Below are 26,723 nucleotides of genomic sequence, written 5' to 3'. Positions count from 1 at the left end.
GTTCGAACGGCAGAGACCAATCGTTCGATGTTCAAGCGTCGGCCCGGGGTGGGATCAGTGCCCCGTGGACCGGACGGCGTCCATGATCAGCTCCGCCACGGCCTCGGGCTGGGCGAGCATGACCAGGTGCGAGGAGTCGACCTCGACGGTGGTCATGCCGGCGCGCTCGTAGCCGAAACGCTCCACATCGGGGTTGATCGTGCGGTCGGCGGAGGCCACCAGACCCCACGAGGGCTTGGCCTTCCACGCAGCGACCGGCGCCGCCTCCGAGAAGGCCCGCGCGGCCAGGGGGCGCTGGGAGACCGCGAGCACCGCGGCGAGCTCGGGGTCGACGTCCGCCGCGAACAGGGCGGGGAACTTCTCGATCGCCACCGAGACGTCGGTGCCGGTCTCGGTGGATCCGGGCACCGGGAACGGGGTGTGGACGAGGGCGTCGGCGAGACCGGAGTCGGGGAAGCCGCCCTGCAGTTCGCCCAGGCTCTCGCCCTCCTCGAGCGCGTATCCCGCGAGGTACACCAGTGCGCGGACGTTGTCCTCCGTACCGGCGAGGGTGATGACGGCGCCGCCGTAGGAGTGCCCCACCAGGATCACGGGGCCTTCGACGGCACGGACCACGGAGGCGATGTACGCGGCGTCGTCGACGAGGCTGCGGTTGGGCACCGCCGGGGCTATCACCTCCAGGCCGGCGGCGGTCAGCGCGGGGATGACACGGGCGAAGCTGGAGGCGTCGGCGAAGGCGCCGTGGACCAGGACGACGGTGGGGCGGGCGTGTCGGGCCATGGGGGAATTCCTCTGAGAGTGGGCGGGGAAGGCGGTGGTGGGGTGCTTCACAGGCCGAAGCGGGCGCGGCGCGCCTCGGGCACCAGGTCGGCGTACTCGGGGTGCTTGCCGATCCAGCCCCGGACGAAGGGGCAGTACGGCAGGACGCTCAGCCCGCGGACCCGGGCGTCGTCGAGGGCGCCGCGGGCGAGCAGCCCGCCCAGCCCCCGGCCGCCGAAGCGGGGATCGATCTCGGTGTGGATGAAGGCGATCTCGCCGTCCGAGAGGTGGTACTCGGCGAAGCCCGCGGTCTCGGTGCCGTCGTCGCCGGTGAGGATCTCGTACCGGGACTTCTCGGGCCGGTCGGTCACTCGGGGTTCCATGGGTGCTCCTGTGCGGTCGTGGTGGGACGGGGGCGGCGGCTGCGTTCAGAGGGTGCGGCGCACGCCCGCCTGGCGCTCCAGGTTGCGGAGCTGGACGGAGAGGTCGCCTTCGACGGCGAGGTGGGCGGGGCCGCTGCGGCCGAGGGGCAGGACCTGCTCGCTGCGCATGTCCTCGAGCATCAGGGCGAACGCCGTGTACGTCGCGACGACCGCCACCAGCAGGCCGAGCGCCCCGGACGTGCGCGTCAGCCATTCGGCGCCGGTGACGCCCGCGAGGCCGGTGGCCGCCCAGCGGGGCAGGGAGACCGCGAGGACGAGCCACAGCGCCCGCTTGGGCCGGGTCACGGCGGTCATCAGCGCGCCGAAGCAGAGAAGCGCCAGGTTGAACACGCCGAGGACCTGAAGGCCGTCGGCCGCGCCGCTGAGCATGATGAGCGAGTAGGGCAGCCAGCTGCCGGCGAAGACCGCCATCAGCGTCGCCGCGATCACGTCCCGGGCACCGAAGGCCAGGAAGCTCACCAGGAGTTGGAGGACGAAGGCCGGCAGCACGGTGAGGGCGACGGCGGCGCGGGCCGCCTCGTCGAAGAGCCCGAGCTGGAGGCAGCCCGTCATCACGGAGGCGATGGCGATCGTGAAGAAGCCGAGCGGCATGGGTGAGGCGATCGGGCGCAGGTTGATCCGGGTCATCGACCGGAGGTCCGGCTCGAAACGGCGTCCCGGGGGGACGTCCGGCGGGGTGGCCCGGGCGTCGTCGCCGCTGTCGGCGGTGGGTGAGGCGGTACTCATCGTGTGGATCTCTCTCAGTGCTCGAAGCAGGGGTCGACGAACGACGGCTGTGTGTCGGGGACGGGGCCGCGCGCGACGCGCCACCGGCGGTGCTGCTCGGACTCGGCGACGGCCTCGGCGACGAGCGAGGCCTGACGGGCACCGTTCTGGTAGCCGCCGAAGTGGGCCACGGGGCTCCACTCGGGGCTCACCGGCGGGACGGCCTCGTCGAGACCCTCGTACTCCGCGGTCGCGTAGACGATGCGGCCGCCGACGACGGTGAGGACGGACTCGATGCCGGGGATGAGGTCCTCGGGCACGGTGAGGTAGTCGTCGGACAGGATCGCGAGGTCGCCGTAGCACCCCTCGCGCAGAGTGCCCTTGACGTCCTGTTCGCCGGTGAGCTCCGCCCCGCCGCGGGTGTAGAGGCCGAGGGCGGTCTCCCGGTCGATCAGGTTGCCGGCCGGGTAGAGGGCCGTGCCGCCGACGGTGCGCCCGGTGACCAGCCAGTGGAGTGCGACCCACGGGTTGTACGAGGAGACGCGGGTGGCGTCGGTTCCGGCGGCGACGGTCAGGCCGCGGTCGAGCATGGCCCGGACCGGCGGGGTGTGGGCGGCGGCCTCGGCGCCGTAGCGGTCGAGGAACGCGGCGCCCTGGAAGGACATCCGGTTCTGCACCGAGACGGCGCCGCCGAGGGCGGCGATCCGGTCGAGGCTGCCTGCCGAGACGGTCTCCGCATGGTCGAAGAGCCAGCGGTTGCCGCCGGGGAAGAGCCCCTCCGCGGCGAGCTTCTCGAAGACGGCCAGGTCGCGGCGGATGGTCTCGTCGTAGGTCGCGTGGAGCCGGAAGCCCCAGCCGTTCTCGAGCAGGAGCCGTACGGCGCTCTCGAACTCGGTCTCGTAGCCCGCGGCGAGCTCGGGCCGGGGCTCGGAGAAGTTCTCGAAGTCGGCGGCGGCCCAGGTCAGGTTCTCACCCGCGCCGTTCAGCCGGAGCCACTCGTCCCCGTCCCCGGGCTTGACCGTCTCGGTCCAGCGCTTCAGGTCGGCGAGTTCCTGCCCGGCCGTCTGCGGGAAGAGGTGGTAGGCGATCCGGAGGGTCAGCTCCCCCGACCTGGCGAGGTCGGTGACCGTCGCGTAGTCGTCGGGGAAGTTCTGGAAGCCGCCGGCGGCGTCGACGGCGGACGTCAGGCCGAAGCGGTTCAGCTCGCGCAGGAAGTGGCGCGTCGACGTCCGCCTGGCGGCCTCGTCGAGGGCAGGTGCCTTGGCCAGCGTCGAGTACAGGACGAGAGCGCTAGGCGCCGCGAGGAGGACGCCGTTGGGTTCGCCGTCCCGGCCCCGGACGATCTGCCCGCCCCGGGGGTCGGGGGTCTCCCGGGTGAAACCGGCCGACTTGACCGCGGCCCGGTTCATCAGCGCCGACTGGTACAGGTGCAGGACGAAGACCGGGGTGTCGGGGGCGGCGGCGTTCAGCTCCGCGACGGTCGGCATCCTGCGCTCGGCGAACTGCTCGGCGGTCCAGCCGCCCACCACCCGGATCCACTGTCCCTTCGGGGTGCGGCCGGCCTGCTCGCGCAGCATGGCCAGGGCCTGGCGGAGGCTGCGCACGCCGTCCCAGCGCAGCTCCAGGACGTAGTGCAGGCCGCCCCGGATGACGTGCAGGTGCGAGTCGTTCAGGCCGGGGACCACCCGTCGGCCCAGCGCGTCGACGACCCTGGTCCCCGGCCCGACGAGGTGGGCGAGGTCGTGGTCGTCGCCGAGGGCCGCGACCCGGCCGTCGCGCAGGGCGACGGCTCGGGCCTCGGGTCGGTCGGCGTCACCGGTGAAGACCTTGGCGTTACGGACCAGGAGGTCGGCGTGCTCGTGTTCCCGCCGCGGGGCGGGGACGAGGCCCGCGACCGGCATGCTCATGGAGGGCCGGGTCATGCGAGGGCCTTGCGCAGGATGTCGGTGGCGACACCGAGGGCGAGTTCCGCGCCCCGCGTCTCGCGCAGCGCGTTCAGCATGACGAAGTCGTGGATGACGCCCTGGACGCGCAGGGCGGTGACGGGGACCCCGGCGGCGCGGAGCTTCGCCGCGTACGCCTCGCCCTCGTCGCGCAGGACGTCGGCCTCGGCGGTGATGACCAGGGCGGGCGGCAGACCGGTGAGCTGCTCGGTGGAGCCCCGCAGCGGCGAGGCGGTGATCTGGGCCCGCTCGGCCTCGTCGGTCGTGTACTGGTCCCAGAACCACTTCATGGCGTCGCGGCGCAGGAAGTGGCCCTCGGCGAACTGGTGGTAGGAGTCGGTGTCGAAGCTCGCGTCCGTGACCGGGTAGAAGAGGACCTGCTGGACGAGCGTGACGTCGCCGCGCTGCTTGGCCATGACGGTGAGGGCGGCGCTCATGTTGCCGCCGACGGAGTCGCCGGCCACGGCGATCCGGGTGCCGTCGAGGTCCTTGTGGTGTCCCTCGCGGGCGATCCACTGGGCGACGCTGTAGTTCTGCTCGATCGCGACGGGGTAGCGCGCCTCGGGCGACAGGTCGTACTCGGGGAAGACCACGGCCGCCCCGGTGCCGACGGCGAGTTCGCGGACGAGCCGGTCGTGGGTGTGGGCGTTGCCGAAGACCCAGCCCGCGCCGTGGATGTAGAGGATGACGGGGAGCGGGCCGGTGGCGCCGCGGGGGCGGACGATCCGGGTGCGGACGTCACCGGTCGGGCCGCCGTGGACGGTGGTCCACTCCTCGTCGACGTCCGGCAGGGGGACGCCCTCACCGTTCTGGACGTCGTCGACGGCCTTACGGCCTTCGGCGACGGGGATCTGGTAGAGGTACGGCGGCTGGGCGGTGGCGTCGGCGAAGGCCTGGGCCGCGGGTTCGAGGACCGGACGGTTCTTCATGAGGGGTTCTCCTTCGGGGGATGTACGGGGCGGATCGGAGCGTCAGCGGGTATCGGAGCGTCAGCGGGTCGCCCGCACGGCGGCGAGGGTCACGTGGGTGACCACGGCCGGGCGGGAGACCGCCACTGCATGGGACGCGTCCACTTCGGTGATGTGCGAACCGGCACGCCGGGCCGTCCGCCGTTCGGCGGCGGCCGGGATGTTCTTGTCGGCGGTGGCGATCAGCGCCCAGGACGGGATCGTCTTCCAGGCCGGCTCGCGGGTGCGGCGCCGATCACCGCGGCCGGCGTCGCGGGCACGGCGAGGGCGAGGGCGCGCCTCGTGAGCTGCATGGGTGGGTGTCTTCCTTGTCGGGTGGGTCGGGTGGGGAGGCGTGGGGGTGTGCTCGGTCGGGCGGACGGGACCCGGCTCGGGAGAAGGGGAGCAGGCCTCAGAGTCCGTACGCCTCCAGGAGCCGGAGCCAGACCTCGCTCACCGTCGGGAAGGCGGGCACGGCGTGCCACAGCCGCTCCAGCGGGACCTCGCCCACGATGGCCACGGTGGCCGTGTGGATGAGCTCGGTCGCCATCGGGCCGGTGAGCGTGCAGCCGACGACGACCCCTCGGGTCTCGTCGACGACGAGCTTCGCGAGGCCGCGGTAGTCGTCCGCGTGGAGCGCGGCACCTGCGACGTCGTCGATGCGGTACTCCACCGCGCGTACCGCGAGACCCGCTTCGCGTGCGGCGCGTTCCGTGAGACCGACGCTCGCGACCTCGGGACGGGTGAAGACGGCCTGCGGGACGGCGACGTGGTCGGCTTCCGCGCTCCACGGCTGCCGGCCTCCGGTGACGGCCGGGCGCCCCGCGGCTCGCTCGGCGATCGCCGCCGCGCAGGCGCGGGCCTGGTACTTGGCCATGTGGGTCAGCGGCGCACGGTGGTTCACGTCGCCGACGGCATGGAGCCAGTCGCCCTCGACCGCCGTGACGCGGCAGGTGTCGTCGACCGGGAGCCAGTCGCGTGCCGCCAGTCCGACGGAGTCCAGGCCGAGGTCCGCGGTCCGCGGGCGCCTGCCGACGGCGGCCAGGACCTCGTCGCAGACGAGGGCGGTGCCGTCGTCGGTGTCCACGGTCACCGCGCGGGTGTCCTCGTCACGGGCGACCCGGACGGCGGACACCCCGAAGCGGATCGTGACGCCCAGATCGTTCAGACCCCGGGCGACCTCTTCGCCGGCGCACGGCTCCCAGCCGGTCAACAGGGCCTGGTCGCGGACCAGCAGAGTGACCGAGGAGCCCAGCGAGCGCCAGGCGGTGGCCATCTCGCAGGCCACCACTCCCCCGCCGATGACGACGAGCCGCTCGGGCACCGCGTCGGCCGTGGTGGCCTGCCGGTTGGTCCACACACCGATCCGGTCGAGCCCCTCCACCGGTGGAAGGGCGGGCTCCGTGCCGGTGCAGATCACGACCGCGCGCCGGGCCCGCAGGGTGCGGACCGTGCCGTCGGCCCCCGTCACCTCCACCCGGCGCTCACCGGCGAGCCGTCCGTGCCCCCGCACGAGCGCGATGCCCGCACCGTCGAGCCAGTCGGCCTGGCCGGTGTCGTCGCCCCGCCCGGTGAAACGGTCACGGCGGGCCAGGACGCGCGCCGGGTCGAGTGCCGCCGTGACCGCCTGCCGGGCCCCGTCGACCGAGCGGGCCTCCGCCCGGGCGGCGCCGGGTCGCAGCAGGGCCTTGCTCGGCACGCAGGCACGGTAGGAGCACTCGCCGCCGACCGCGTCGGCCTCGACGACGACGACGGTCAGTCCCGACCGGACGGCCCGGTCGGCAACGACCTCGCCGGCCGGACCGCCGCCGACCACGACGACGTCGTACGTGTCCATCAGCCGCGCACCAGAGGGGTGTCCACGAGATGCTCGGCGAGGAACCACACCTGCGCCTCGCCGGTGCGGACGACATCGGAGACGAGCAGGTCGGCGCTGCCCTCGTCGCCCTCCCCGGAGAGCCGGGCGGCGGCGTCCCGGGCGTCGATCAGGATCCGCTCGTGCGCGTCGAGAAGCCGCGACAGCATGACGGGCACCGGCTCGACGCCGTCCGGCGGCCGGGGGATCGACGTCAGCTCCGCGACGTGACGCGGGTCCCCGACGGCGACGCCACCGAGGCTCTGGACCCGCTCGGCCAGCGCGTCCACGATGGCCAGTTGGGCCTCCGCCTGCTTGTCCAGCATCAGGTGGAGCGAGTAGAAGGTCGCCCCGCGCATGAGCCAGTGGTGCTTCTTGTAGAGGGAGTACAGGATCTGCGTGTCGGCGAGTACGCGGTTCAGCCGCTGGCAGGCGTACATGCGGGTGTCGTGGCCGAGGCCGATCGGCAGCTGCTTGAGCGTGCCGAACGCCTGGGTCTCGGCGCCCTTCTGGTGCAGCAGCGGCTGGCCGCCGCCGTGCGGGGTCGTGAGGGTGTCCATCGAGTGCTCCTGTTCGGGAGAGAAGGCGGGAAGGGCCCGGCCGCCCGGTCGGGGGGAGGCGGGCGGCCGGACCCGGTCTGGGCGGCTCGCGCTCAGCGCTCGGCGGTCGCCGGGGCGGCGGTCCGGTGCAGGACGAGCCGGGTGAGGAGTCCGCTGCCGAGACCGGCCACGAGTGCGAGGCCCGCCCACCACAGCGGGTACGGCGTGAGCCCGAGGGCCGCGTCGAGGGACCAGGCGCCGGGGCCGGTGGCGGCGAGGGCGGCGGCGGTGCCGATGAGGACGAGCGGGTACTCGTACCCGTCGTTCTGCACCCACAGCCCGTGGCTCCACTTCACGGTGAGCGCGACCGTCATGACCCCGATGGCGCCGGTCGCGGCGAGCGGGGTCAGGAGGCCGGCCGCGAGCAGCAGACCCGACCCGATCTGGCCGCCGCCGGCCGCCAGGGCGGTGAGGGCGCCGCCGCGGAAGCCGTCGGCACGGAACTCCTCCGTACCGCCCTCGAGTCCCTTGCCGCCCAGGTGCGAGCTGATCTTCTGCACCCCGTGGCCGGCGACGAGCAGTCCCACCAGCAGACGCAGGATCAGAATGCCGGTGTCCAAGGGGCTCAGCCCGCCGCGTGCGCGCCGATGACGCTCTGCGCGTACACGACACCCAGGCCGTAGGCGCCCGCGTGGGCCTTGACGATCTCCATGACCGCGCCGTACGTCTCCTGACGCGCCCAGTCGCGCTGCAGCTCCAGGAGCACCTGCACCCAGGTCACCGGGACGGCGCCGGCGGCGATCATCCGCTGCAGCGCGTGCTCGTGGGCGGCCGGGCTGACGCCGCCGGAGGCGTCGGAGACCACGTACACCTCGTATCCCTGCTCCAGGGCGGAGAGCGCGGGCAGCACCAGGCAGACCTCGGTCCACAGGCCGGAGAGGATGATCTTCTTGCGGCCGGTCGCCTTGACGGCCGCCACGAGCGCCTCGTCCTCCCAGGCGTTCATGGTCGTGCGGTCGATGACCTCCTGCTGGGGGAACACCTCGGCGAGCTGGGGCAGCAGGGGCCCGGAGAACGACTCGGCGGCCACCGTGGTCAGGACCGCCGGCACATCGAACGCCCGGGCCGCCTTGGCGAGGCCCACGGTGCTGTTGATGATCGCGGCGCGATCGCCGCTCCCGGTGCCGAAGAACATCTGCGGCTGGTGGTCCACGAAGAGCATGACCGCGTTGTCGGGGGTGAGCAGATCCTTGCTCGGGGCGGCCTGCACCTTGGCGATGTCGAACATGAGGGGTCCTCTCGAAGCATGCGTGACGTGCCCGCCGCGTCCGCGGCTCGGCACGTCTTCACGCTACGAGCGCCCCCACCGGCCGCGTTGACCTCCGGCGCCCAGGAGTTGGCACGACAGCGCACAACCGGTCGAGGACGGGATCCGCGAGGTGTCACGGGCGTGAACGGACGGCGTCACCGCGAAGGCCCCGTCGGCGGGCGGGGTGGTGGGGGCGGGTCAGCAGCCGCCGGAGGTGGCCGGGGAGCCGACGCCGAGCTGGATGAGCGCGGGGGCGGGGGCGCAGCAGCCGCCCTCGGCCGCCTCGTCGGTCTGCGGCTGGTCGAAGAGTCCGGCGCCGCCGCACACTCCGGTCTCCGGGAGGACCAGTTCGACGCGCTCGGCCGACTCCCGGTCGCCCGCGATCGCGGCGACGACGGAGCGGACCTGCTCGTAGCCGGTGAGGGCGAGGAAGGTCGGGGCGCGGCCGTACGACTTCATGCCGACCAGGTAGACGCCCTCCTCCGGGTGCGACAGCTCCTTCACGCCGTGCGGGTAGACGGTGCCGCAGGAGTGCTGGTTGGGGTCGATCAGCGGCGCGAGCTCGACCGGTGCCTGGAGGCGCTCGTCGAGACCGAGGCGGAGCTCGGAGAGGAAGGAGTGGTCGGGGCGGAAGCCCGTGAGAACGATGACCTCGTCGACCGGGTCGAGCCGGCGGCCGTCCTCGGCCACGAGGACCAGGCGGTCGCCGTCGCGCTCGATCGCCTCCGTACGGAAGCCGGTGACGGCGTCGGCGTGGCCCTCGTCGACGGCCGCCTTCGCCGCGAGACCCAGGGCACCGCGGGCGGGGAGCTGGTCGGCGCTGCCGCCGCCGAAGGTGGAGCCGGAGATGCCCCGGCGCAGGATCCACACGGCCTTCGTCCCTGCTCCGTCCTGCGCCTCGGCCAGCTCGGCGAGGGAGGCGAGGGCGGTGAAGGCGGAGGCGCCCGAGCCGATGACGGCGGTGCGCCTGCCCGCGTACCGGGCGCGGACGGACGGTTCCTTGAGGTCGGGGACGCGGTAGGTGACGCGGTCGGCGGCGGCCTTCTCCCCGAGGGCGGTGAGGCCGGAGGCTCCTGCCGGGCTCGGGGTGGACCACGTGCCGGAGGCGTCGATCACCGCGCGGGCGAACAGCCGCTCCTCGCGGCCGTCGGCGTGGGCGACGTGGACGACGAAGGGCTGGGCCTCACGGTCGGCGTCGACGATGCGGTCGCGGCCGGCGCGCGAGACGCCGGTGACCGTGGCCCCGGTGCGGACCCGGTCGCCGAGCACGTCGGCGAGCGGCTGAAGGTACCTGTCCGCCCAGTCACCGCCGGAGGGGTAGGTCTTCGCGTCGGGCTTCACCCAGCCGGTGGGGGCCAGGAGCTTCTCGGCGGCCGGGTCGGTGACCTCTCCCCACGGGGAGAAGAGGCGGACGTGTGCCCACGCGCGTACCGCCGCGCCGGCCACCGGCCCGGCCTCCAGGACCAGCGGTTCGAGGCCGCGCTCGACGAGGTGCGCGGCGGCGGCCAGGCCGGCGGGCCCGGCCCCGATGACCACGACGGGCAGCTGGTCGGTGGCGATGGCGTTCACGACGATTCCCCTTTGTTTCGACATCTGTCGATCCCTTGTGTCGCCAGCTTGGCACCTGAATCGACAGTCGTCAACATAGACGGTTATCGAAATGACAAGCCCGGAGCACCCCTGGGCTACTGGTTCGACATGTGTCAACATAGATGCATGTCGAATGTCACCGTGCTGCCCGTTCTCGAGCCCGAGGTCGCCCCCTGCTGCCCCCCGCTCACCGAGCGCCCGCTGAACGCCGAGGAGGCCGAGCGGACCGCGAAGATGTTCAAGGCCCTCGGCGATCCGGTCCGGCTGCGCCTGTTCTCGGCGGTCGCCTCGCACGAGGGCGGCGAGGCGTGCGTCTGCGACATCTCCGACGTCGGCGTCTCCCAGCCGACCGTCTCCCACCACCTGAAGAAGCTGAAGGAGGCCGGGCTGCTCTCCTCCGAGCGCCGCGGCACGTGGGTCTACTACCGCGTCGAGCCCGCCGTCCTCGCCGCCATGGGCGCGCTGCTCACCAAGGCCGCCACCGCATGACCGCCTCCACCGTCGTGGTGCCGCTCACCACGGACCACGCCGACGAGGTCGTCGCGATCTACCAGGCGGGCATCGACGAGGGCAACGCCACCTTCGAGACCACCGCCCCCACCTGGGAGCAGTTCGACGCGGCCAGACTGCCCGAACACCGCTTCGCCGCCCTCGACGAGACCGGCCGCGTCCTCGGCTGGGTCGCCGCGACCAAGGTCTCCGACCGGTGCGCGTACGCCGGCGTCGTCGAGCACTCCGTCTACGTCCACCCCGACGCCCGGGGCCGTGGCATCGCCTCCGCCCTGCTCACGGCGCTCATCGACTCCACCGAGGCCGCCGGGATCTGGACCGTCCAGTCCGGGATCTTCCCCGAGAACGCCGCGAGCCTGGCCGTGCACGAGCGGGCCGGCTTCCGGGTGATCGGCACCCGCGAGCGCATCGGGCGCCACCACGGCCGCTGGCGCGACACCGTCCTCGTCGAACGCCGCAGCAGCGCCGTGACATAGACCCGGTCGGGGTTCGGAGCGCCCCGTGATCGGCGGCTCCGTCGCCGGTGCGGCCGTGGGCGGGCTGCTGCTCGGGGCCGCCCCGCCGGCGGCGAGCCCGGACCGGCCGCCGCCGGTCACCACCACGTCCAGGACCGGGGTCACTCGACGTCCGTCTTCCCGCGCGTGAAGATGACCCCGACCAGGAGCAGGCCGACGGCCCCTCCGATGATCTGCATGCCGATGAACGCGGGGACCGAGGCGGGGGCGATGCCCGCGAAGGTGTCGGTGAAGGCGCGGCCGATGGTCACCGCCGGGTTCGCGAAGGACGTGGACGAGGTGAACCAGTAGGCGGCACCGACGTACGAGGCGACCGCGACGGGCGCGAAGCGGAGACGGTCCGTACGGGCGAGGCCGAAGATCAGCAGGATCAGACCGGCGGTCGCCACGACCTCGCCGAGCAGCAGGTTCCCTGCCGAGCGGTCGTGCGTGGACCACTTCACGAGCGGCTCGCCGAACATCGCGTCCGCCAGGATCGCGCCGAGGATCCCGCCGACGATCTGCGAGGGGACGTGGACGGCGAGTTCGCGCCCCGTCACGCCCGCTCCGCCCCGGCGGGCGGTCCACCACTCGGCCAGGCTGACGGCCGGGTTGAAGTGCGCACCGGACACCGGCCCGAGGAGGGCGATGAGGACGCCGAGGCCGAGGACGGTGGCGGTGGAGTCGGCGAGGAGCTGCAGCGCGACGTCGTCGGTGAGCCGGGTGGCCTGGATGCCGGAGCCGACGACGATCGCGACCAGGGCGGCGGTGCCGACGAGTTCCGCGGCGGCGCGGGCCGTCAGCGGGGTACGGGGCGGGGTGGCGCCGGGTGCGGGCCGGGGCGACGGGTCGGTGGTTATGGCGTCGCTCGCGGCGGGCTCGGTGGCGGTCACGGACGGGTACTCCTCGGCAGGTGGGGCACAGGGGGCCGGTTCAGGGGCAAGAACGCCTGAAGTTCGCCTCGGCGGTCAGACGCGCGGTCTGCGCGAGCGCGGCGAACTGTCCGGCGAGCTGCTCGATGACGTCCGGCCTGAGCCGGTAGTAGGTGAACCGGCCGCACGGCTCGGTCTCCACCACTCCCGCGTCGCGCAGCACTCTCAGATGATTGGAGAGGTTGGTCTGCTTGGCGCCGGTCTCCTCCACCAGGTGGGTGGTGCACAGCGTCTCGCGGGCGAGCAGGGTCACGATCCGGAGGCGCAGGGGATCACCCAGCACCCGCATCAGATCAGTATCGACTGACGTCATCATGGACTGATAATTTCATATCACCCAGAGCTGATACCAGCCTGGGCTGACCTCTCGAACCCGCCGAAGGGGGTTCCGGCCGTGGCCGCGTCCTCGCACCCGGTCCCTCTTGTCACCCCGGCGTCCTGGGCCTGATCCCTTCCGACCCCCGCACCGTCCCTGCCTCAAGGAAGAACCGATGACCGCTCCGCTCGCCTCCGTGCTCTTCGTCTGCGTCCACAACGCCGGCCGCTCCCAGATGGCCGCCGGATTCCTGCGGCACCTCGCGGGCGACCGTGTCGAGGTCCGCTCCGCCGGCTCTCTTCCGGGCGATCGGATCAACCCCTCGGCCGTCGCGGCCATGGCCGAGCTGGGCGTGGACATCTCCGACCAGAAGCCGAAGGTCCTCACCACCGGGGCCGCCCAGGCGTCGGACTACATCATCACCATGGGCTGCGGGGACGCCTGCCCGTACTTCCCCGGCAAGACGTACCTCGACTGGACGCTGGAGGACCCGGCCGGCCAGGGCGTCGAGGCCGTCCGCCCCATCCGCGACGAGATCAGGACCCTCGTCGAGGGCCTGATCGCCGACATCGACGCCAAGAAGGCGTGACCGACCTCGACCGGACCGACGGCCTCTTCGCCGGCGGCTCGCCCACCACGACCACCGAGGTCGAGAAGGTGCCGACGCGTCTCCCCCGCCCTCGACCCGGTCATCGTCCGCTCCGCCTCCCAGGCCGTCTCCCCGGCCCGGCCCCCAGGTCCCTCTGGGCGAGGCGTTCCTGAGGATCGGTACGTACCTCCGCGGCCGGCGGGCGGGCCGATGGGGTCGTCGCACGCGCATCGGGCGACGACACCCACCGGCCACCGGTCCGCCGTCCGGTCAGGCGGCGCGACCGGCCCGCGTCCCGCCCTCGGCGCATGAGCCGTAGCCCGCGTCGCCATGGCCGGCGTCGCCGTAGCCGTGGTCCTCGTCGCCGTAGCCCGTGGGCTCGCAGGGGTCCTCGCCGCGGTGGTTGTCCAGCCGGGCGACCACGACCTCCTGGTCACCGCTGATGACGAACGGGCCCGCGACCGGGTCGGCCGGCAGCACGTATCCGTCCGGCACCCCGGTCTCCCGCAGGTAGTACGTGCCGTGGTCCAGGTCCCCGAAGGAGCAGAGCCCGACGACGTTCGTCGTGCAGGGCGTCCCGATCCGGGTGTCGGGGTCGGCTCCGTCGGTCTGCAGGCCGTCCCGCCCGTTGGTCTCCTCCCACAGCTCGAACGTGGCCCCGCGCAGCGGCAGTCGGCTGTCGGCGTCGGACTTGAGGAGCATGAGGGATCCGGTGCCCGGGGGGACCGGCGTGCGGGTGTTGGAGGCGGTGACCGACACGCCCGTGGTCGCGTTCTCCTCGGTCAGGACGAGCGGCCCGAACACCGCCGGCGACGGCAGGTCGTACCCGTCGGGAGCGTCCGTCTCCTGCCAGTAGTACGTCCCCGTCTCCACCGTCCGTGTGCACACCCCGTCGGCGCCCGTCACGCACGCCGCGCCCACCTGGGTGTCGGGGTCGTCTCCCGACGTCTGCAGACCGGTCCTGCCGTTCGTCTCCTCCCACAGCCGGAACGTCGCGCCGGGCAGCACCGCACCCGTCGCCGCGTCCGTCTTCACCACCTTCACCGCACCCGTGGTCGGGACGGGTTCGTCACCGCAGTCGGGCAGGTCTCCGGTGAAGGGGTACGCGTGGAACTCCTGGCCGCCGCCTCCCGTCGCGGCGCTGGTGTGCGTGAGCGAACCGGTGGTGAAGAAGCGGCCGTTGATGCCGGGCAGCGTCACGGTCGTCATCGACGACTGCTCCCCCATCAGGAAGCTGCCCTGGAACTGTCCGGTACCCGTCAGCGCGACGGTCGTGGCGTCGGGGAAGTTCCACAGCAGCCGCTCGCGGTAGGCGTTGAGCGGGTCGGTGCTGTCGACGATGCCGCCGCTGTAGGTGCTGAGGGTCCGGTCCGTGCCGGTGACGTTGACCAGGATGGTGGCGCCGGCGGGGATGCCGGCGAAGACGATGCCCTGCTGTGCGCCGGTGGCCGTGGTCATGTCGAAGTCCACGTTGAAGACCTGGAGCATGGACGTGCCGTCACCCGTGAAGAGGGTCTGGCCGCCCTGGTTGACGGCCGTGCCGGTGGGGGTGCGGGGCCGGCCGTCGACGCGGGCGTAGCAGCGGCTCGCGGCCGTGAGCCGGTCGCGCAGCCCCGCGTACGGGGCGACGGCGTTCGCGTCCTCGACGAGGGTGCCGGTCACGGTGCCCGTGACGGTGCCCGCGTGGCGTACGGTCCCGATCTCGTCCAGGAGGCCGCCGGTCGTCTCCAGACGCTGGTTCGCGGCGATCCTCACGTCCCCGCCGCTGGTGAGGAAGTCCGCGTCCTTGGGCGGTACGACCCGGGAACCGACGCCGACGATGCCCAGGTTGTAGAGGCCGCCCGCGGTCAGGTCCTTGTTCTGGTCGAAGTCGTCCAGGACCACGACGCGGCCCTCGGCCTCGGCCGCCCGGCCGCGGACGAGGAAGTCGTCCCCCACGAAGATGTTGATGCCGGCGTCGCGGCCCTTGATGGCCTGGTTGTCGATGCCGGGGAACGGGTCGGGGCAGTCCCCCGGCACGCAGGGCCCGAGGCCTCCAGGGAGCGGCGCCGCGAGCGCGGCCGGGGCTCCCGGGCCGAGGATCAGGGCGGGGACGGCCGCGAGGGTCACGGCGCAGGACAGCCCGGCCGAGACGGTCCGGCGCCGGGCGCGCCCCTGTCTCCGGGAAGTGTGGTGTCTCATGCCCGGAGTCTCGGCGCGCCCCTCCCGGCGCACCATCCGCGCGGCCCGGGGTTGGGCCGGTCAGGGACCCCGCTCACCGAGGGGTGTGACGTCTGAGGGCCAGGGGGAGTATCGCCGCCGGTCGGCGAGGAGGGCGCGGCCGGCCCGTACCGCCGAAGCGGCTCCGGCGCCTCCGGATAGGGTGAGGGCGCTCCGGAGTGCCGGGGTCCGATCGCGTATGGGGTGGGTGGGAATGTCGAAGCACCGGATGTCCAGGAAGGGCCGCTCCATAGCCCTGGCAACGACGGGTGTCGTCGTCGTGGTCTGTGCCGGGATCGCGGCGCAGACCTCGATGGCGGCCTCCGCGTGGCCGGCCCAGAAGACCTACACGGGCCGGGCCTTCGACGCCTGCACGGCGCCCTCGCTCACCGCGATGAAGGCCTGGAAGAAGGACGGCTACTACAGCGGCGTCGCGGTCTACGTCGGCGGGAAGAACCGCGGCTGCGCCCAGCCCAACCTGACCAGGTCGTGGGTGAAGTCGGTCGACACGCTCGGCTGGCGGGTCATCCCCCTCTACGTCGGCGCCCAGCCGCCGTGCCAGAAGAGCGGCAACAAGGAGCGGTTCACCGCGGCCACCGCGGCCTCGGTCGGGGCGAGCAACGCCAACGACGCGGTCGCCAAGGCCGCGGCGCTCGGCATGAAGGCCGGCAGCCCGATCTACCTCAACATGGAGTCGTACGACACCGCCGACACGGCGTGCAACGAGGCGACCCTGACCTACGTGCGGTCCTTCACCAGGACTCTGCGCGCCAAGACCTACCGCGCCGGCCTCTACGGCTTCAGCAGCTCCAGCGCGAAGGCGATCGCCACCGCCAAGAACCGCACGGACCTGCCGGGCAACCTCTGGTACGCCCTGTGGAACGGCCAGGAGACCACCACCAAGGACTGGCCCTGGGACCCGAAGCTCTACACCGACCACAGCCGCGGCCACCAGTACAAGGCCAACAGCAAGGAGACCCGCGGCGGCTACACGATCAACGTCGACCGCAACGCCTGGGACGCACCGGTCGCCATCGTCGGCTGAACCGGCCGACCGGCTCTCGCCGGGGCGCGTCGCGCGCGGGGAACGGCTGCGGCGTGGGGAACGGCTCCGGCGCGGGGCGCGCGAGTAGCATGCGGATCCGCGGGCCGGACGGGCGGAAGGAGCGGCGGGCCATGGGTGACCTCCTCCTGATCCGTCACGGCGAGACGGAGTGGAGCGCCTCCGGGCGGCACACCGGCCGTACGGATCTGCCGCTCACCCCGGACGGCGAGGCGGAGGCGCGCACGCTCGCGCCGTTCTTCACGGGCCGCTCCTTCGCCTTCGTGCTCACCAGTCCGCTGCGGCGGGCGAGGCACACGGCCGAACTGGCCGGTCTGCGGGACGCCGAGACGGACGAGGACCTGTGCGAGTGGGACTACGGCGGGTACGAGGGGCTGACCACCGCCCGGATCCACGAGACGCGGCCGGACTGGTCGCTGTGGCGTGACGGCGTGCCTCCGTACGCCGACGGGCGGCCGGGCGAGTCCGCCGAGGACGTGGGGCGGCGGGCCGACCGGGTCCTGGCGCGCCTCGCACCCCGCCTCGCGGACTCCGCGGAGGACGGCGTGGTGGTGGCGCACGCCCATCTGCTGCGGGTCCTCACCGCCCGGTATCTGGGCCTGCCGGCGTCCGAGGGGCGGCTGTTCCTGCTGACGACGGCGACGGTCGGCCGGCTGTCCACGGAGCACGGCCTTCCGGTGGTCGCGGGCTGGAACCAGCGCCTCCTCCCCCTCGGGTGACCGGCGGGGCGCGGCGCGCCCGGTGGGCGGCGCTGCCGCCGGCGGCGGGAGCCGCGGTCCTGGCCACCGGAATCCTGTCGGTGGGGCTCCATCTGACCGGCTTCGAAACGGTCTCGTTGGTGGCGCTGTGCCTGGCCACGGCGGTGTGGCTGCTGCTCGCGTACGCCTTCTCGGCCCTGCTGCTCGGGGACCGGCGGCGCTGGGCGGCGAGCGCCGACACCCCGCCCGCGCTCACGGCCGTGGCCGCGTCGACGGTCCTCGGCGCCCGGTACGAGCTCCTCGGCGTCACCCCGGTGGCCGTGGCGTTCCTGGTGCTCGCCGCCCTGGTCTGGCCGGTGCTGCTCGTCGCCGTGCTCGGGCACCTGACCCGGCGGGCGCCGGGCGCGGTGTTCCTCATCTGTGTGGCCACGCAGGGCCTCGTGGTGCTGTCCGCCCTCCTCGCGCCGAAGGCCGGCGGATGGCTCGCGCGGGTGGCCCTGGCCCTGTTCCTCCTCGGACTCGTGCTGTACGCCGACGCCCTGGCCCGTTTCGACGTCCGCCAGGTGGTGACGGGCGCGGGCGACCACTGGATCGCGGGCGGGGCCCTGGCGATCTCGGCGCTCGCCGGGTCGAAGCTCCTCGTCCCGGGCGAGTGGCCGGGCGGCGTGGAGGCGGCGCTGAGGACGACGACGTTCGTGTTGCTCGCCCTCGCCCTGGCCTGGTACGCGGTACTCCTGTGCGGCGAGCTGGTCCGCCGGCGCCCCGGCTACGACGTGCTGCGCTGGGCGACGGTCTTCCCGCTCGGCATGACGGCGGTGGCGGCCCTGTCGACCTCGGCCGCGACGGGGGTGGACCGGCTGGGGACGCTGGGCCGCGTCCTGCTGTGGATCGCCGTGGCCGCCTGGCTCGCGACCGCGTACGGCCTGGCCCGCCTCGCTCTCAGACCAGGGCGGAGACCAGGCTGGCCACGGTGACGGTGTTGAAGACGAACGCGATCGCCGAGTTGGCGGTCACGGTCCGGCGCAACTCCCGGGACGTCACGTTGACGTCCGTCGTGCCGAACGTCGTCATCACCGCGAAGGCGAAGTAGACGTAGTCGGCCCAGATCGGGGGCTCCTCCCCGGGGAACTCCAGGGCCCGCTCGTCCTCCACCAGGTTGTCGGCCTGGAAGGCGACCGCGAAGGAGACGGCCACGCAGACCCAGGCGAGGACGACCATGACGAGCGCCACCGCCGCCCGCGCGGCCGGTTCGAGCGACGAGCCGATGTGCCCGGGGCGCCACACCACGGCCACCACGAGCGCGGCGGCCGAGACGAAGATCGACACCCCCGGTCCGGGCGCCGTGCCGTACACGTACCGCTGGAGGACCGTGCCCCGCGTCTCACGGTGTGCCCAGGAGCGGACCCGCTCCGGGGAAGCGGTCGCGAACGCGACCGTCGTGAGCATGAGGTACGGGAAGAGGTACGTGAGGAGCAGCAGCACGCACACGTCCGCCCCGGAGACCTCCGCCCAGCCCCCGCCGAGGCCGAGGAGGAGCGCCGCCGCGCCCACGGCGATGGAGCCGCTGACCGAGGAGCGGCGGCGTTCGGAGAGCCACTGGTTCCGGCGGCGCGGCGCGCGGGCCGGCGGTCCGTCACCACCGCGGTCCGTCACGTCGGCGCTCCCTCACGGCCGGGCGCGGTCACCACTGCGCTCCTTCCCGGCCCCGACCCGTCACCGCGGCGCTTCCGCGACCCGCTCCCCGCGGCCGAACGCGAGGTCGAGGATCCGCCGCCATCTCACGGGCGGCACGGACACGGGGACGCCGGGGCGGTCGCGCGGGACCAGGACCCGCAGGGCGCCCGGGCGCAGCACGCACACGACCGGGGTGGGCATCCGCAGCGCCTCCCCGTCGACCGCCACGGGGATCTCGTCCGCGTCGGAGGTCACCTCGACGCGGTGGGCGGTCAGGACGGTGAGGCCGGTCGACTGCGATCCCCGTACGGCCAGATCGGCGGCCTGCGCCGCGTCCTCGACCCGGATCCCGAGCACCCCCAGCTCGCCGTCGTCGAGGCTGGGCCGGCGGCCGGCGCCGCTGAACTCGTCGGGCGAGACGTACGGGTTGTTGCTGACGAGCAGGGCCTGCTGGGCGGAGAGCGGCGTGTCGTCGATCCGCGCGTCGAGCCGCCGCACGCCCTCGCCGAGCAGCAGGTCCGGCATGACGGCGAGGATCGTGCCCGCCTTGTCGTCACGGTACTCGGGGCGCTGGACGACGTCCGCGTACACCCCGAAGGAGACGGTGTTGACGAAGGGCCGGCCGTCGACGTCGCCGAGGTCGATCCGGAGCTCCTCGCCGTCGTGCAGCGCGTCGAGGCAGCGGGCCGGGTCGGTGCGGTCGAGGCCGAGGTCCATGGCGAAGTGGTTGCGGGTGCCGGCGGACACCACGAGGAACGGCAGGTCGTGCTCGGCGGCGACCGCCGCGACCAGGGCCTGGGTGCCGTCGCCGCCCGCGACGCCGAGCAGGTCCGCGCCCTCGGTCACGGCCCCGCGGGCCAGTTCGGCGACGTCGACGGGGGCGGACGGGTCGAGCAGGATCACCCGCGCGCCGAGCTCCTCCGCCCGTTCGACGAGGCCGAAGCGGCCGACCTTCCCGCCCCCGGACTTCGGGTTCATGATCAGGACCGGTCGTTTCGGCCGGGCCGCCGGGACCGCCTTCGCCGCCCGCTCCGGAGCCGACCTGCGCAGCGCGGCCCGTGCGCAGGCCAGCGCCGCGGCCCAGCACAGGCAGAGGACCAGCGCCGTCACCCACAGGCCGTCGTGCGCGAAGAGGACCAGGACGCCGACGGGTGCGGCGACCGCCAGGAGCGCCCCGAAGAGCCGCACCGCGCCCCGGTGCGCGACGAACCACCAGACGCCGGCGGCGCAGAGGACGAGTCCGAGGAGGCCGGCTCCGACCACCAGGAGACCGCCGTCCCCCAGCGCGAGCAGGAGGACGACCAGCGAGGCGACCACGGCGAGCACCGCGAGACCCGCGAGCAGCCGCGCGCCGGCCTCCGCGTCGGGGCCGTTCGTACGCGTCCTGCCCATGGCGTCCCTTCGTGGTGTCCGACCGCGGGCGCGGTCCTCCGACCGCGACCACAGTCCGGGGCACCAGCGTGCACGGGCCCGGCCGGGAGGGCATCCCGGCCGGGCCCGTGCGGATGACACCGTGGGGCCGCGCGCCGCTCCCTCGCGTCGCGCCGCCGCCCGTGTGCCTCAGATGACGCCCTGCGCGTGCATCGCCTCCGCCACCCGCAGGAAGCCCGCGACGTTGGCGCCGAGCACGTAGTCGTCCGCGTCGGCGCCGTACGCCTCGGCGGTGGTGCGGCACTGGGTGTGGACGTCGCGCATGACGTCGGCGAGGCGGGCCTCGGTCTGCTCGAAGGTCCAGGTGTCGCGGGCCGCGTTCTGCTGCATCTCCAGGGCGGAGGTGGCCACGCCGCCCGCGTTGGCGGCCTTGCCCGGGCCGAAGAGGACCCCGGCCTCCCGGAACACCTCCACCGCCTCGGGCGTGCAGGGCATGTTCGCGCCCTCGGCAACGGCGCGGACCCCGTTCTTCACCAGGGCCACGGCGTCCTCGCGGCCCAGCTCGTTCTGCGTCGCGCAGGGCAGGGCGACGTCGCACCGCAGGTCGTAGACCGTGCCGCGGGCGGAGAAGCGCGCGGTCGGCTTGGCCTCGGCGTACGCGGAGATCCGCGCGCGCCGCACCTCCTTGATGTCCTTCAGGAGCTCCAGGTCGATGCCGTCCTCGTCGACGAGGTAGCCGGTGGAGTCGCTGCAGGCCACGACACGGCCGCCGAGGGCGTGGACCTTCTCCACGGCGTACACGGCGACGTTCCCGGACCCGGAGACGACCACGCGGCGCCCGTCGAAGTCCTCGCCGCGGGTGGCGAGCATCTCCTGGGCGAAGAACACCGCGCCGTAGCCCGTGGCCTCGGTGCGGGCGTGCGAGCCGCCCCAGCCGACCGGCTTGCCGGTGAGGACGCCCGACTCGTAGCGGTTGGTGATCCGCTTGTACTGTCCGAAGAGGTAGCCGATCTCCCGCGCGCCGACGCCGATGTCGCCGGCGGGAACGTCGGTGTGCTCGCCCAGGTGGCGGTACAGCTCCGTCATGAAGGACTGGCAGAACCGCATGATCTCGCCGTCCGAGCGGCCCTTGGGGTCGAAGTCCGACCCGCCCTTGCCGCCGCCGATCGCCATCCCGGTCAGCGCGTTCTTGAAGATCTGCTCGAAGCCGAGGAACTTCACGATGCCGAGGTTGACGCTCGGGTGGAACCGCAGGCCTCCCTTGTACGGGCCGAGGGCGCTGTTGAACTCCACCCGGTATCCGCGGTTGACGCGCACGGTGCCCTGGTCGTCGACCCAGGGAACCCGGAACATCAGCTGTCGCTCCGGCTCGACGAGCCGCTCCACGATCCCGGCCCCGGCGTACTCGGGGTGCCGGTCGAGCGCGGGTCCGAGGGACTCCAGCACCTCGGCCGCCGCCTGGTGGAACTCGGCCTCGCCGGGGTTGCGCCGGCGGACCTCCGCGTAGACGGACTCGATGTGCTCACTGACGTTCATGGGTGTCTCTTTCCGTGTGGTTCAGGGTGCCGCTGCCGGTCCCCGGACGGGCCGCCGGCGTCTCCGCCGACCGTGCCGGGCCGGGGGCCGCCGCCGATTCGGCGGCGGCGGCCCCCGGCCCGCGGCACGTACGTGTTCCCCCGCTCTCAGGTCCGACAACGGCTTTACGCCATCGCGCCGGCCGTTCCCAGCTCTTTTCTAGTCGATCCGACGTGTGGGGCGTTCGGGCGTCTCACGCCCGGCAGCGCAGGAGCTCGAACGGCGGGTTGGCCAGGCAGTCCGCCCAGAACTCCTCGCCGAACTCCCGGACGCCCGCCTCGGAGATCTCCAGCGGGACCCAGGTCAGGTCGCCGAAGCCGGCCTCCCGCAGCGATCCCTCGTAGACCTCACGGCGGGGACACGCTCCCACGAACGAGACCGGCGGTTCGAGGAGCGCCGTGATCCGGACGCGCGGTCCGGTCTCGATCTCCTCGCCGGTCGCCTCGCAGAGGAAGCCGTACGGGGCGAGGGACGGCCCGTCGAAGCGGTAGTCGGGCTTCTGCACGAGCAGGAAGAACCCGGCACCGGGCTTCAGGCTCCGGTGCACGTTGCGGCACATCGCCTCCATGGTGGCGGTGTCCGGCGCGTAGTTCAGCGCCTGGACTCCCAGCGCGAGGTCGAAGCGCTCGTCGAGCGGTCGCAGGGTGGCGAGGTCCCCCACCTCGTAGCGCACCCCGAGCGGCTCGCTCTCCTCGAACGCCACCGCCGCGGCGACCATTTCCGTGGAGATGTCGACGCCGAGCACGTCGGCGGCGCCGCGCCGCTTCAGCTCCCGGCTGTAGAAGCCGGTGCCGGAGGCGAGGTCGAGCACCGTCCTGCCCCGGACGTCGCCGACCAGGTTCAGAAAGCTGGGCACCTCCCCGTACCGTGTCAGCGGGAGGGACTTGAACCCCTCGAAAGCCTCACCGATCTCGTCGTACAGCTGCACACCCATGGGCGCAGTCCTCCCCAGTGCTCGGTCGTGCCTGGTGGTCCGTCATGCCCTGGCAGTCTTGCCGGAACGGCGCGCAACCTCGTATGGGCGGAAGCCACGAAGACCGGGCGGGCGCCCTGGCCTCCCCTACGGGAGGCCGAAGTTCCCGGAAGACCTCCGCCGATTCCTGTTATCGGTCCGCCTCCCGGTGATCTCCCCTGTGTTGGCCGTCGACGACAGCGGGAACAGGCAGGGTGATTCGGAGCATGGGCGCACAGCACGGTACGGAACTGGTCAGGGCGGCGCAGAGCGGAGACCTTCGGGCGCAGGACCGGCTCATCGCGCTCCACCTCCCCCTCGTCTACAACATCGTGGGCCGGGCGATGAACGGTCACCACGACGTCGACGACGTCGTCCAGGAGACGATGCTGCGGGCGCTCGCCGGACTCGGCGACCTGCGCTCCCCGGACAGCTTCAGGTCCTGGCTGGTCGCCATCACCATGAACGGCGTCCGGACCCACTGGCAGCGGCAGGCCGGCTTCCCCGCGGGCGGCCTCGACGACGCGCACGAGATCGCGCAGCCGGGATCCGACTTCGTGGAGCTGGCCGTGGTCCGGCTGAACCTGTCCGGCCAGCGGCGCGAGACCGCCGAGGCGACCCGCTGGCTGGAGCCGGAGGACCGGGAGCTGCTGTCGCTGTGGTGGCTGGAGTGCGCCGGCGAGCTCAGCCGGCACGAGGTGGCCGCCGCGCTCCAGCTGTCCCCGCAGCACACCGCGGTGCGGGTCCAGCGGATGAAGGAACGGCTGGAGACGGCGCGGATCGTCGTGCGGGCCCTGTCGCAGAACCCGCCCTGCCCGACCCTGCGGTACGAGACCGGCACCTGGGACGGCCGGCCGTCGCCCCTCTGGCGCAAGCGCCTGGCCCGGCACGCGCGTGCGTGCGCGCACTGCTCCGGGCTGTGGAGCGGGCTCGTCCCGGCGGAGGGGCTGCTCGCCGGGCTGCTTCTGGTGCCCCCGGCCGCGCTGCTCCTCGCGGGCGTCCGCGAGCGGGCCGACTTCGAGGCCGTCGCCGCGAGCGGGCAGTTCGGCGCCCAGTCCTCGGGCGTGGCGGTGGACCCGGGCTCCGCGCAGGTGTCCGGTCGGGGTTCCGTCCCTGCTTCCCCGCATGCCCGCGACCCCGCGTCCGCCCACGCCTACGACCCGGACTCCGACCCGCTCGCCTCGACGCTCGCCGCCCCGCTCGCCCCGGCGCGGGACGGTGCCGGAGGGGCGTCCGGGTCCGGGCCGGGTGAAGGGGCCGCGGGCCGCGGTGCCCGGAGCACGCGGGCCGTCCGCCGCAAGCGCCGGCAGCGGCAGCGGCGCGGCCGCCGGCGCGTGGTCATCGCGGCGGGCATAGCCGTGGTGGCGGTCACCGGCGGCGCCTTCACCCTGACCGCCGGCCCCGACGAGGGGCCGGAGGCCGGGGGCACGACCCTCGCCGCGCCCGCCGACGGCGGCCTGCCCACCGCGCAGGAGCCGACCGGGACCCCGGCGACCGCGTCCTCCACGGCCGCGCCCTCGCCGTCGGTGTCGAAGACCCCCCGGACCTCCCCGAAGCCCTCGCGCCCCACGCCGACGGCCTCCCGCACCACGCCTCCGGCGCCGCCCCGGCCGACCCGCACGGCCCCGCCCGCGCCCGACCCCGCCCCGACCGCCACGCGGCCGACCTCCGGATCGGGTTCCGGCACCGGTTCCACCGGCGCGGGCTCCGGTTCCGGTTCCGGTTCCACCCAGCAGGAGGTGATCAGTCTCGTCAACACCGAACGGGCCAAGGCCGGCTGCGGGCCGCTCACCGAGCACCCGCTGCTGACCAGGGCCGCCCAGGGCCACTCCGACGACATGGCCGCGCGGGGCTTCTTCGACCACACCAACCCCGACGGCGACGGCCCCGGCGAGCGCGTCACGGCCGCCGGATACGCCTGGTCGACGTACGGCGAGAACATCGCGAAGGGCCAGAGAACCCCCGCGGAGGTGATGGACTCGTGGATGAACAGTCCCGGCCACCGGGCGAACATCCTGAACTGTGACTTCAAGGAGATCGGAATCGGCCTGCACACCTCCGGCGGCCCCTACTGGACGCAGGTCTTCGGCAGCCGCTGACGCTCCCCGGGGGCCGAGGACGGCGCCGGTGTGACAAGCATGACGTCCGACAGGGGGATCTTGACGCTTCCCTGACGCGTGACCCCCGATCGGTGGCTCGCGGTCTGCTTAGGCTTGCCCGGCCGTCCGTCGGATGGCCGAAAGTCGATGCTCACCGAACTCCCAGGGACCCCCGATGGCCACCACGAAGGACGCCCGCACCGGACGATTGCGCGCGTGGATGCTGGAGGGGCTGTCCGACATGGGGAAGGGCAAGCCCTCCCGGCCGGTGGAGTCGGCCCCGGACGCCGGGCACAAGGGCCAGCGCTGGTGGCGGGTGATGTGCCTGACCGGCGTCGACTACTTCTCCACCCTCGGCTACCAGCCCGGCATCGCGGCCCTGGCCGCCGGACTGCTCTCCCCCGTCGCGACGGTCGTCCTGGTCATCGTCACCCTGGCCGGCGCCCTGCCCGTCTACCGGCGGGTGGCGGAGGAGAGCCCGCGCGGCGAGGGCTCGATCGCCATGCTGTCGCGCCTGCTCTCCTTCTGGAAGGGCAAGCTGTTCGTCCTCACCCTGCTCGGCTTCGCCGCCACCGACTTCCTCATCACCATCACCCTGTCGGCGGCCGACGCCTCCACCCACCTCGTCGAGAACCCGCATCTCGAAGAGGCGCTCCACAACAAGCAGATGATCATCACGCTCGTGCTGATCGCCCTGCTCGGCGCCGTGTTCCTCAAGGGCTTCCTGGAGGCCATCGGCGTCGCCGTCGTCCTCGTCGGCATCTACCTCGGCCTCAACGTGGTCGTCGTCGTCAGCGGCTTCTGGCACGTGATCACCGAAGGCCATGTCGTCACCGACTGGACCGCCGCGCTGACCGCCGAGCACGGCAACGTCTTCGCCATGGTCGGCGTCGCCCTCCTCGTCTTCCCCAAGCTCGCGCTCGGCCTGTCCGGCTTCGAGACCGGCGTGGCGGTCATGCCGCACGTCAAGGGCGACCCGGACGACACCGAGGAGAAGCCGACCGGCCGCATCCGCGACACCAAGAAGCTCCTGACCACGGCCGCGCTGATCATGAGCGTCTTCCTGATCTGCACGAGCTTCATCACCACCGTGCTCATCCCGGAGAAGGAGTTCGAGTCCGGCGGCCAGGCCAACGGCCGCGCGCTCGCCTACCTCGCCCACGAGTACCTGGGCAACACCTTCGGCACGGTCTACGACGTCTCCACCATCGCGATCCTCTGGTTCGCGGGCGCCTCCGCCATGGCCGGACTGCTCAACCTGATGCCCCGCTACCTGCCCAAGTACGGCATGGCCCCGCACTGGGCCCGCGCCGTGCGCCCCATGGTCATCGTCTTCACCCTGGTCGCCTTCCTCGTGACCTGGATCTTCGACGCCGACGTCGACGCCCAGGGCGGCGCCTACGCCACCGGTGTCCTCGTCCTGATCTGCTCGGCCGCCATCGCCGTGACCATCGCGGCGCGCAAGGCCGGCCAGCGCGGCTGGGCCATCGGCTTCGGCGTCATCTCCGCCGTCTTCCTCTACACCACCGTCGTCAACGTCATCGAGCGCCCCGACGGCGTGAAGATCGGCGCCTGCTTCATCGCCGGCATCATCCTCATCTCGCTCCTCTCCCGCCTCGGCCGCGCCTTCGAGCTGCGCGTCACCCACATCGAGCTCGACGACATGGCCGAGCGCTTCATCCAGGACATCTCCCGCCGCACCCCGCGCTTCGTCGCCAACGAGCCCGACAGGCGGGACATCGCCGAGTACCGCGACAAGATCGAACAGATCCGCGCCGACAACGACCTGCCGACCACCGAGGACTTCGTCTTCGTCGAGGTGACGGTCACCGACCCCTCCGAGTTCGAGGCGGGTCTGACCGTGCGCGGCGAGGTCATGCACGACCGCTACCGCGTCCTGACCGTCGAGTCCTCCTCGATCCCGAACGCGCTCGCCGCGCTCCTCCTCCACGCCCGTGACCTCACCGGCGTGAGCCCCCACATCTACTTCGAGTGGACCGAGGGCAACCCCTTCGCCAACTTCCTGCGCTTCTTCCTCCTCGGGCAGGGCGAGGTCGCCCCCGTCACCCGAGAGGTCCTGCGGGAGGCCGAGTCCGACCGGAACCGTCGCCCCCGCGTCCACGTGGGCTGAGCGGGACCGCCGGGAGGCGCGCGGACAGCG

General features: G+C 73.1%; 25 protein-coding genes. 8 read left to right on the top strand and 17 right to left on the bottom strand.

Annotated elements, in window-relative coordinates; translation table 11 throughout:
• Positions 1–54: 54 nt before the first annotated feature.
• From ACN9MM_RS30790 to ACN9MM_RS30745, 10 genes are all read right to left on the bottom strand, one after another.
• Positions 55–780 carry an alpha/beta fold hydrolase gene (locus ACN9MM_RS30790; RefSeq protein ID WP_426366980.1) on the bottom strand — a complete coding sequence of 242 codons (726 nt, stop codon included), beginning with the start codon at positions 778–780 and terminating at the stop codon, positions 55–57.
• A 47-nt stretch (positions 781–827) separates the two neighbouring features.
• A complete protein-coding gene (locus tag ACN9MM_RS30785) occupies positions 828–1,142 on the bottom strand; it encodes a GNAT family N-acetyltransferase (RefSeq protein ID WP_426366979.1) in 315 nt (104 codons plus the stop codon).
• A gap of 45 nt (positions 1,143–1,187) precedes the next feature.
• Positions 1,188–1,928 (bottom strand): GPR1/FUN34/YaaH family transporter, encoded by a 741-nt coding sequence (locus ACN9MM_RS30780; RefSeq protein WP_426366978.1) that lies wholly within the window; start codon positions 1,926–1,928, stop codon positions 1,188–1,190.
• A 14-nt stretch (positions 1,929–1,942) separates the two neighbouring features.
• Positions 1,943–3,829 (bottom strand): amidohydrolase, encoded by a 1,887-nt coding sequence (locus ACN9MM_RS30775; RefSeq protein ID WP_426366977.1) that lies wholly within the window; start codon positions 3,827–3,829, stop codon positions 1,943–1,945.
• A complete protein-coding gene (locus ACN9MM_RS30770; protein ID WP_426366976.1) occupies positions 3,826–4,779 on the bottom strand; it encodes an alpha/beta hydrolase in 954 nt (317 codons plus the stop codon). Before ACN9MM_RS30770 ends, ACN9MM_RS30775 begins: the two co-directional genes overlap by 4 nt.
• A gap of 430 nt (positions 4,780–5,209) precedes the next feature.
• Positions 5,210–6,634 (bottom strand): dihydrolipoyl dehydrogenase family protein, encoded by a 1,425-nt coding sequence (locus ACN9MM_RS30765; RefSeq protein ID WP_426366975.1) that lies wholly within the window; start codon positions 6,632–6,634, stop codon positions 5,210–5,212.
• Positions 6,634–7,212, bottom strand: coding sequence for a Dps family protein (locus ACN9MM_RS30760; RefSeq protein WP_426366974.1), 579 nt, complete (start codon positions 7,210–7,212; stop codon positions 6,634–6,636). The genes ACN9MM_RS30765 and ACN9MM_RS30760 overlap by 1 nt, the downstream gene beginning before the upstream one ends.
• A 92-nt stretch (positions 7,213–7,304) precedes the next feature.
• Positions 7,305–7,811, bottom strand: coding sequence for a DoxX family membrane protein (locus ACN9MM_RS30755; protein ID WP_426366973.1), 507 nt, complete (start codon positions 7,809–7,811; stop codon positions 7,305–7,307).
• Between the two features lie 5 nt (positions 7,812–7,816).
• Positions 7,817–8,479: a hydrolase gene (locus ACN9MM_RS30750; protein WP_426366972.1), complete on the bottom strand. Its 663-nt coding sequence runs from the start codon at positions 8,477–8,479 to the stop codon at positions 7,817–7,819.
• A 219-nt stretch (positions 8,480–8,698) separates the two neighbouring features.
• On the bottom strand, positions 8,699–10,069 hold the full coding sequence (locus ACN9MM_RS30745; protein WP_426366971.1) for an FAD-dependent oxidoreductase: 1,371 nt from the start codon (positions 10,067–10,069) through the stop codon (positions 8,699–8,701).
• Between the two features lie 147 nt (positions 10,070–10,216).
• Here ACN9MM_RS30745 and ACN9MM_RS30740 point away from each other — a divergent pair, with 147 nt between their 5' ends.
• Together ACN9MM_RS30740 and ACN9MM_RS30735 are read left to right on the top strand one after the other, a co-directional pair.
• Complete coding sequence (locus ACN9MM_RS30740) at positions 10,217–10,579, top strand: ArsR/SmtB family transcription factor (RefSeq protein WP_383661048.1); 363 nt, start codon at positions 10,217–10,219, stop codon at positions 10,577–10,579.
• Entirely contained in the window at positions 10,576–11,076 is a 501-nt protein-coding gene (locus ACN9MM_RS30735; protein WP_426366970.1) for a GNAT family N-acetyltransferase, read from the top strand. Before ACN9MM_RS30740 ends, ACN9MM_RS30735 begins: the two co-directional genes overlap by 4 nt.
• 140 nt (positions 11,077–11,216) lie before the next feature.
• On the opposite strand, the gene ACN9MM_RS30730 is transcribed toward ACN9MM_RS30735, so the two are convergent.
• Positions 11,217–11,987 carry an aquaporin gene (locus tag ACN9MM_RS30730; protein ID WP_426366969.1) on the bottom strand — a complete coding sequence of 257 codons (771 nt, stop codon included), beginning with the start codon at positions 11,985–11,987 and terminating at the stop codon, positions 11,217–11,219.
• 40 nt (positions 11,988–12,027) lie between these two features.
• Positions 12,028–12,342, bottom strand: a complete 315-nt coding sequence (locus ACN9MM_RS30725; protein WP_426366968.1) for an ArsR/SmtB family transcription factor — start codon at positions 12,340–12,342, stop codon at positions 12,028–12,030.
• 175 nt (positions 12,343–12,517) lie between these two features.
• Here ACN9MM_RS30725 and ACN9MM_RS30720 point away from each other — a divergent pair, with 175 nt between their 5' ends.
• Complete coding sequence (locus tag ACN9MM_RS30720; protein ID WP_426366967.1) at positions 12,518–12,931, top strand: arsenate reductase ArsC; 414 nt, start codon at positions 12,518–12,520, stop codon at positions 12,929–12,931.
• A 270-nt stretch (positions 12,932–13,201) separates the two neighbouring features.
• Here the strand turns inward: ACN9MM_RS30720 and ACN9MM_RS30715 are convergent, their stop codons facing one another.
• Positions 13,202–15,112, bottom strand: a complete 1,911-nt coding sequence (locus ACN9MM_RS30715) for a choice-of-anchor A family protein (protein ID WP_426366966.1) — start codon at positions 15,110–15,112, stop codon at positions 13,202–13,204.
• A 232-nt stretch (positions 15,113–15,344) separates the two neighbouring features.
• Between ACN9MM_RS30715 and ACN9MM_RS30710 the strand changes: the two genes are divergently transcribed.
• The 3 genes from ACN9MM_RS30710 to ACN9MM_RS30700 all read left to right on the top strand — a co-directional run bounded on the left by ACN9MM_RS30710 (position 15,345) and on the right by ACN9MM_RS30700 (position 17,865).
• The gene (locus ACN9MM_RS30710; RefSeq protein WP_426366965.1) at positions 15,345–16,175 is read left to right on the top strand and encodes a glycoside hydrolase domain-containing protein; all 831 of its coding nucleotides are present in this window, start codon (positions 15,345–15,347) and stop codon (positions 16,173–16,175) included.
• Positions 16,176–16,306: 131 nt separating this feature from the next.
• Positions 16,307–16,912, top strand: a complete 606-nt coding sequence (locus ACN9MM_RS30705) for a histidine phosphatase family protein (RefSeq protein ID WP_426366964.1) — start codon at positions 16,307–16,309, stop codon at positions 16,910–16,912.
• Positions 16,909–17,865 (top strand): tellurite resistance/C4-dicarboxylate transporter family protein, encoded by a 957-nt coding sequence (locus ACN9MM_RS30700; protein WP_426366963.1) that lies wholly within the window; start codon positions 16,909–16,911, stop codon positions 17,863–17,865. The genes ACN9MM_RS30705 and ACN9MM_RS30700 overlap by 4 nt, the downstream gene beginning before the upstream one ends.
• Here ACN9MM_RS30700 and ACN9MM_RS30695 read toward each other — a convergent pair.
• From ACN9MM_RS30695 to ACN9MM_RS30680, 4 genes are all read right to left on the bottom strand, one after another.
• Entirely contained in the window at positions 17,831–18,544 is a 714-nt protein-coding gene (locus ACN9MM_RS30695) for a DUF1345 domain-containing protein (RefSeq protein WP_426366962.1), read from the bottom strand. The genes ACN9MM_RS30700 and ACN9MM_RS30695 overlap by 35 nt on opposite strands.
• Positions 18,545–18,604: 60 nt before the next feature.
• Positions 18,605–19,957, bottom strand: coding sequence for a diacylglycerol/lipid kinase family protein (locus tag ACN9MM_RS30690; RefSeq protein ID WP_426366961.1), 1,353 nt, complete (start codon positions 19,955–19,957; stop codon positions 18,605–18,607).
• A gap of 168 nt (positions 19,958–20,125) precedes the next feature.
• Positions 20,126–21,472, bottom strand: a complete 1,347-nt coding sequence (gene gdhA / locus ACN9MM_RS30685) for an NADP-specific glutamate dehydrogenase (protein WP_426366960.1) — start codon at positions 21,470–21,472, stop codon at positions 20,126–20,128.
• Positions 21,473–21,704: 232 nt separating this feature from the next.
• A complete protein-coding gene (locus ACN9MM_RS30680; RefSeq protein WP_426366959.1) occupies positions 21,705–22,445 on the bottom strand; it encodes a class I SAM-dependent methyltransferase in 741 nt (246 codons plus the stop codon).
• Positions 22,446–22,690: 245 nt separating this feature from the next.
• On the opposite strand from ACN9MM_RS30680, the gene ACN9MM_RS30675 reads away from it, so the two are divergent.
• Complete coding sequence (locus tag ACN9MM_RS30675) at positions 22,691–24,562, top strand: sigma-70 family RNA polymerase sigma factor (protein WP_426366958.1); 1,872 nt, start codon at positions 22,691–22,693, stop codon at positions 24,560–24,562.
• Positions 24,563–24,737: 175 nt separating this feature from the next.
• The gene (locus ACN9MM_RS30670) at positions 24,738–26,693 is read left to right on the top strand and encodes an APC family permease (protein ID WP_426366957.1); all 1,956 of its coding nucleotides are present in this window, start codon (positions 24,738–24,740) and stop codon (positions 26,691–26,693) included.
• Positions 26,694–26,723: the final 30 nt, after the last annotated feature.

Source organism: Streptomyces sp. E-08 (assembly GCF_049913095.1).
In the GTDB taxonomy this organism is placed as follows: Bacteria; Actinomycetota; Actinomycetes; order Streptomycetales; family Streptomycetaceae; genus Streptomyces.
The sequence above is the reverse complement of the archived record's forward strand: the minus strand, read 5'-3'. Positions and strand labels throughout refer to the sequence as shown.

Coding starts and splice junctions, on each gene's coding strand:
- ACN9MM_RS30790 (WP_426366980.1), bottom strand. CDS start 780: ATGGCCCGACACGCCCGCCCCACCGTCGTCCTGGTCCACGGCGCCTTC.
- ACN9MM_RS30785 (WP_426366979.1), bottom strand. CDS start 1,142: ATGGAACCCCGAGTGACCGACCGGCCCGAGAAGTCCCGGTACGAGATC.
- ACN9MM_RS30780 (WP_426366978.1), bottom strand. CDS start 1,928: ATGAGTACCGCCTCACCCACCGCCGACAGCGGCGACGACGCCCGGGCC.
- ACN9MM_RS30775 (WP_426366977.1), bottom strand. CDS start 3,829: ATGACCCGGCCCTCCATGAGCATGCCGGTCGCGGGCCTCGTCCCCGCC.
- ACN9MM_RS30770 (WP_426366976.1), bottom strand. CDS start 4,779: ATGAAGAACCGTCCGGTCCTCGAACCCGCGGCCCAGGCCTTCGCCGAC.
- ACN9MM_RS30765 (WP_426366975.1), bottom strand. CDS start 6,634: ATGGACACGTACGACGTCGTCGTGGTCGGCGGCGGTCCGGCCGGCGAG.
- ACN9MM_RS30760 (WP_426366974.1), bottom strand. CDS start 7,212: ATGGACACCCTCACGACCCCGCACGGCGGCGGCCAGCCGCTGCTGCAC.
- ACN9MM_RS30750 (WP_426366972.1), bottom strand. CDS start 8,479: ATGTTCGACATCGCCAAGGTGCAGGCCGCCCCGAGCAAGGATCTGCTC.
- ACN9MM_RS30740 (WP_383661048.1), top strand. CDS start 10,217: ATGTCGAATGTCACCGTGCTGCCCGTTCTCGAGCCCGAGGTCGCCCCC.
- ACN9MM_RS30735 (WP_426366970.1), top strand. CDS start 10,576: ATGACCGCCTCCACCGTCGTGGTGCCGCTCACCACGGACCACGCCGAC.
- ACN9MM_RS30725 (WP_426366968.1), bottom strand. CDS start 12,342: ATGATGACGTCAGTCGATACTGATCTGATGCGGGTGCTGGGTGATCCC.
- ACN9MM_RS30720 (WP_426366967.1), top strand. CDS start 12,518: ATGACCGCTCCGCTCGCCTCCGTGCTCTTCGTCTGCGTCCACAACGCC.
- ACN9MM_RS30715 (WP_426366966.1), bottom strand. CDS start 15,112: ATGAGACACCACACTTCCCGGAGACAGGGGCGCGCCCGGCGCCGGACC.
- ACN9MM_RS30710 (WP_426366965.1), top strand. CDS start 15,345: ATGTCGAAGCACCGGATGTCCAGGAAGGGCCGCTCCATAGCCCTGGCA.
- ACN9MM_RS30705 (WP_426366964.1), top strand. CDS start 16,307: ATGGGTGACCTCCTCCTGATCCGTCACGGCGAGACGGAGTGGAGCGCC.
- ACN9MM_RS30690 (WP_426366961.1), bottom strand. CDS start 19,957: ATGGGCAGGACGCGTACGAACGGCCCCGACGCGGAGGCCGGCGCGCGG.
- gdhA (WP_426366960.1), bottom strand. CDS start 21,472: ATGAACGTCAGTGAGCACATCGAGTCCGTCTACGCGGAGGTCCGCCGG.
- ACN9MM_RS30680 (WP_426366959.1), bottom strand. CDS start 22,445: ATGGGTGTGCAGCTGTACGACGAGATCGGTGAGGCTTTCGAGGGGTTC.
- ACN9MM_RS30675 (WP_426366958.1), top strand. CDS start 22,691: ATGGGCGCACAGCACGGTACGGAACTGGTCAGGGCGGCGCAGAGCGGA.
- ACN9MM_RS30670 (WP_426366957.1), top strand. CDS start 24,738: ATGGCCACCACGAAGGACGCCCGCACCGGACGATTGCGCGCGTGGATG.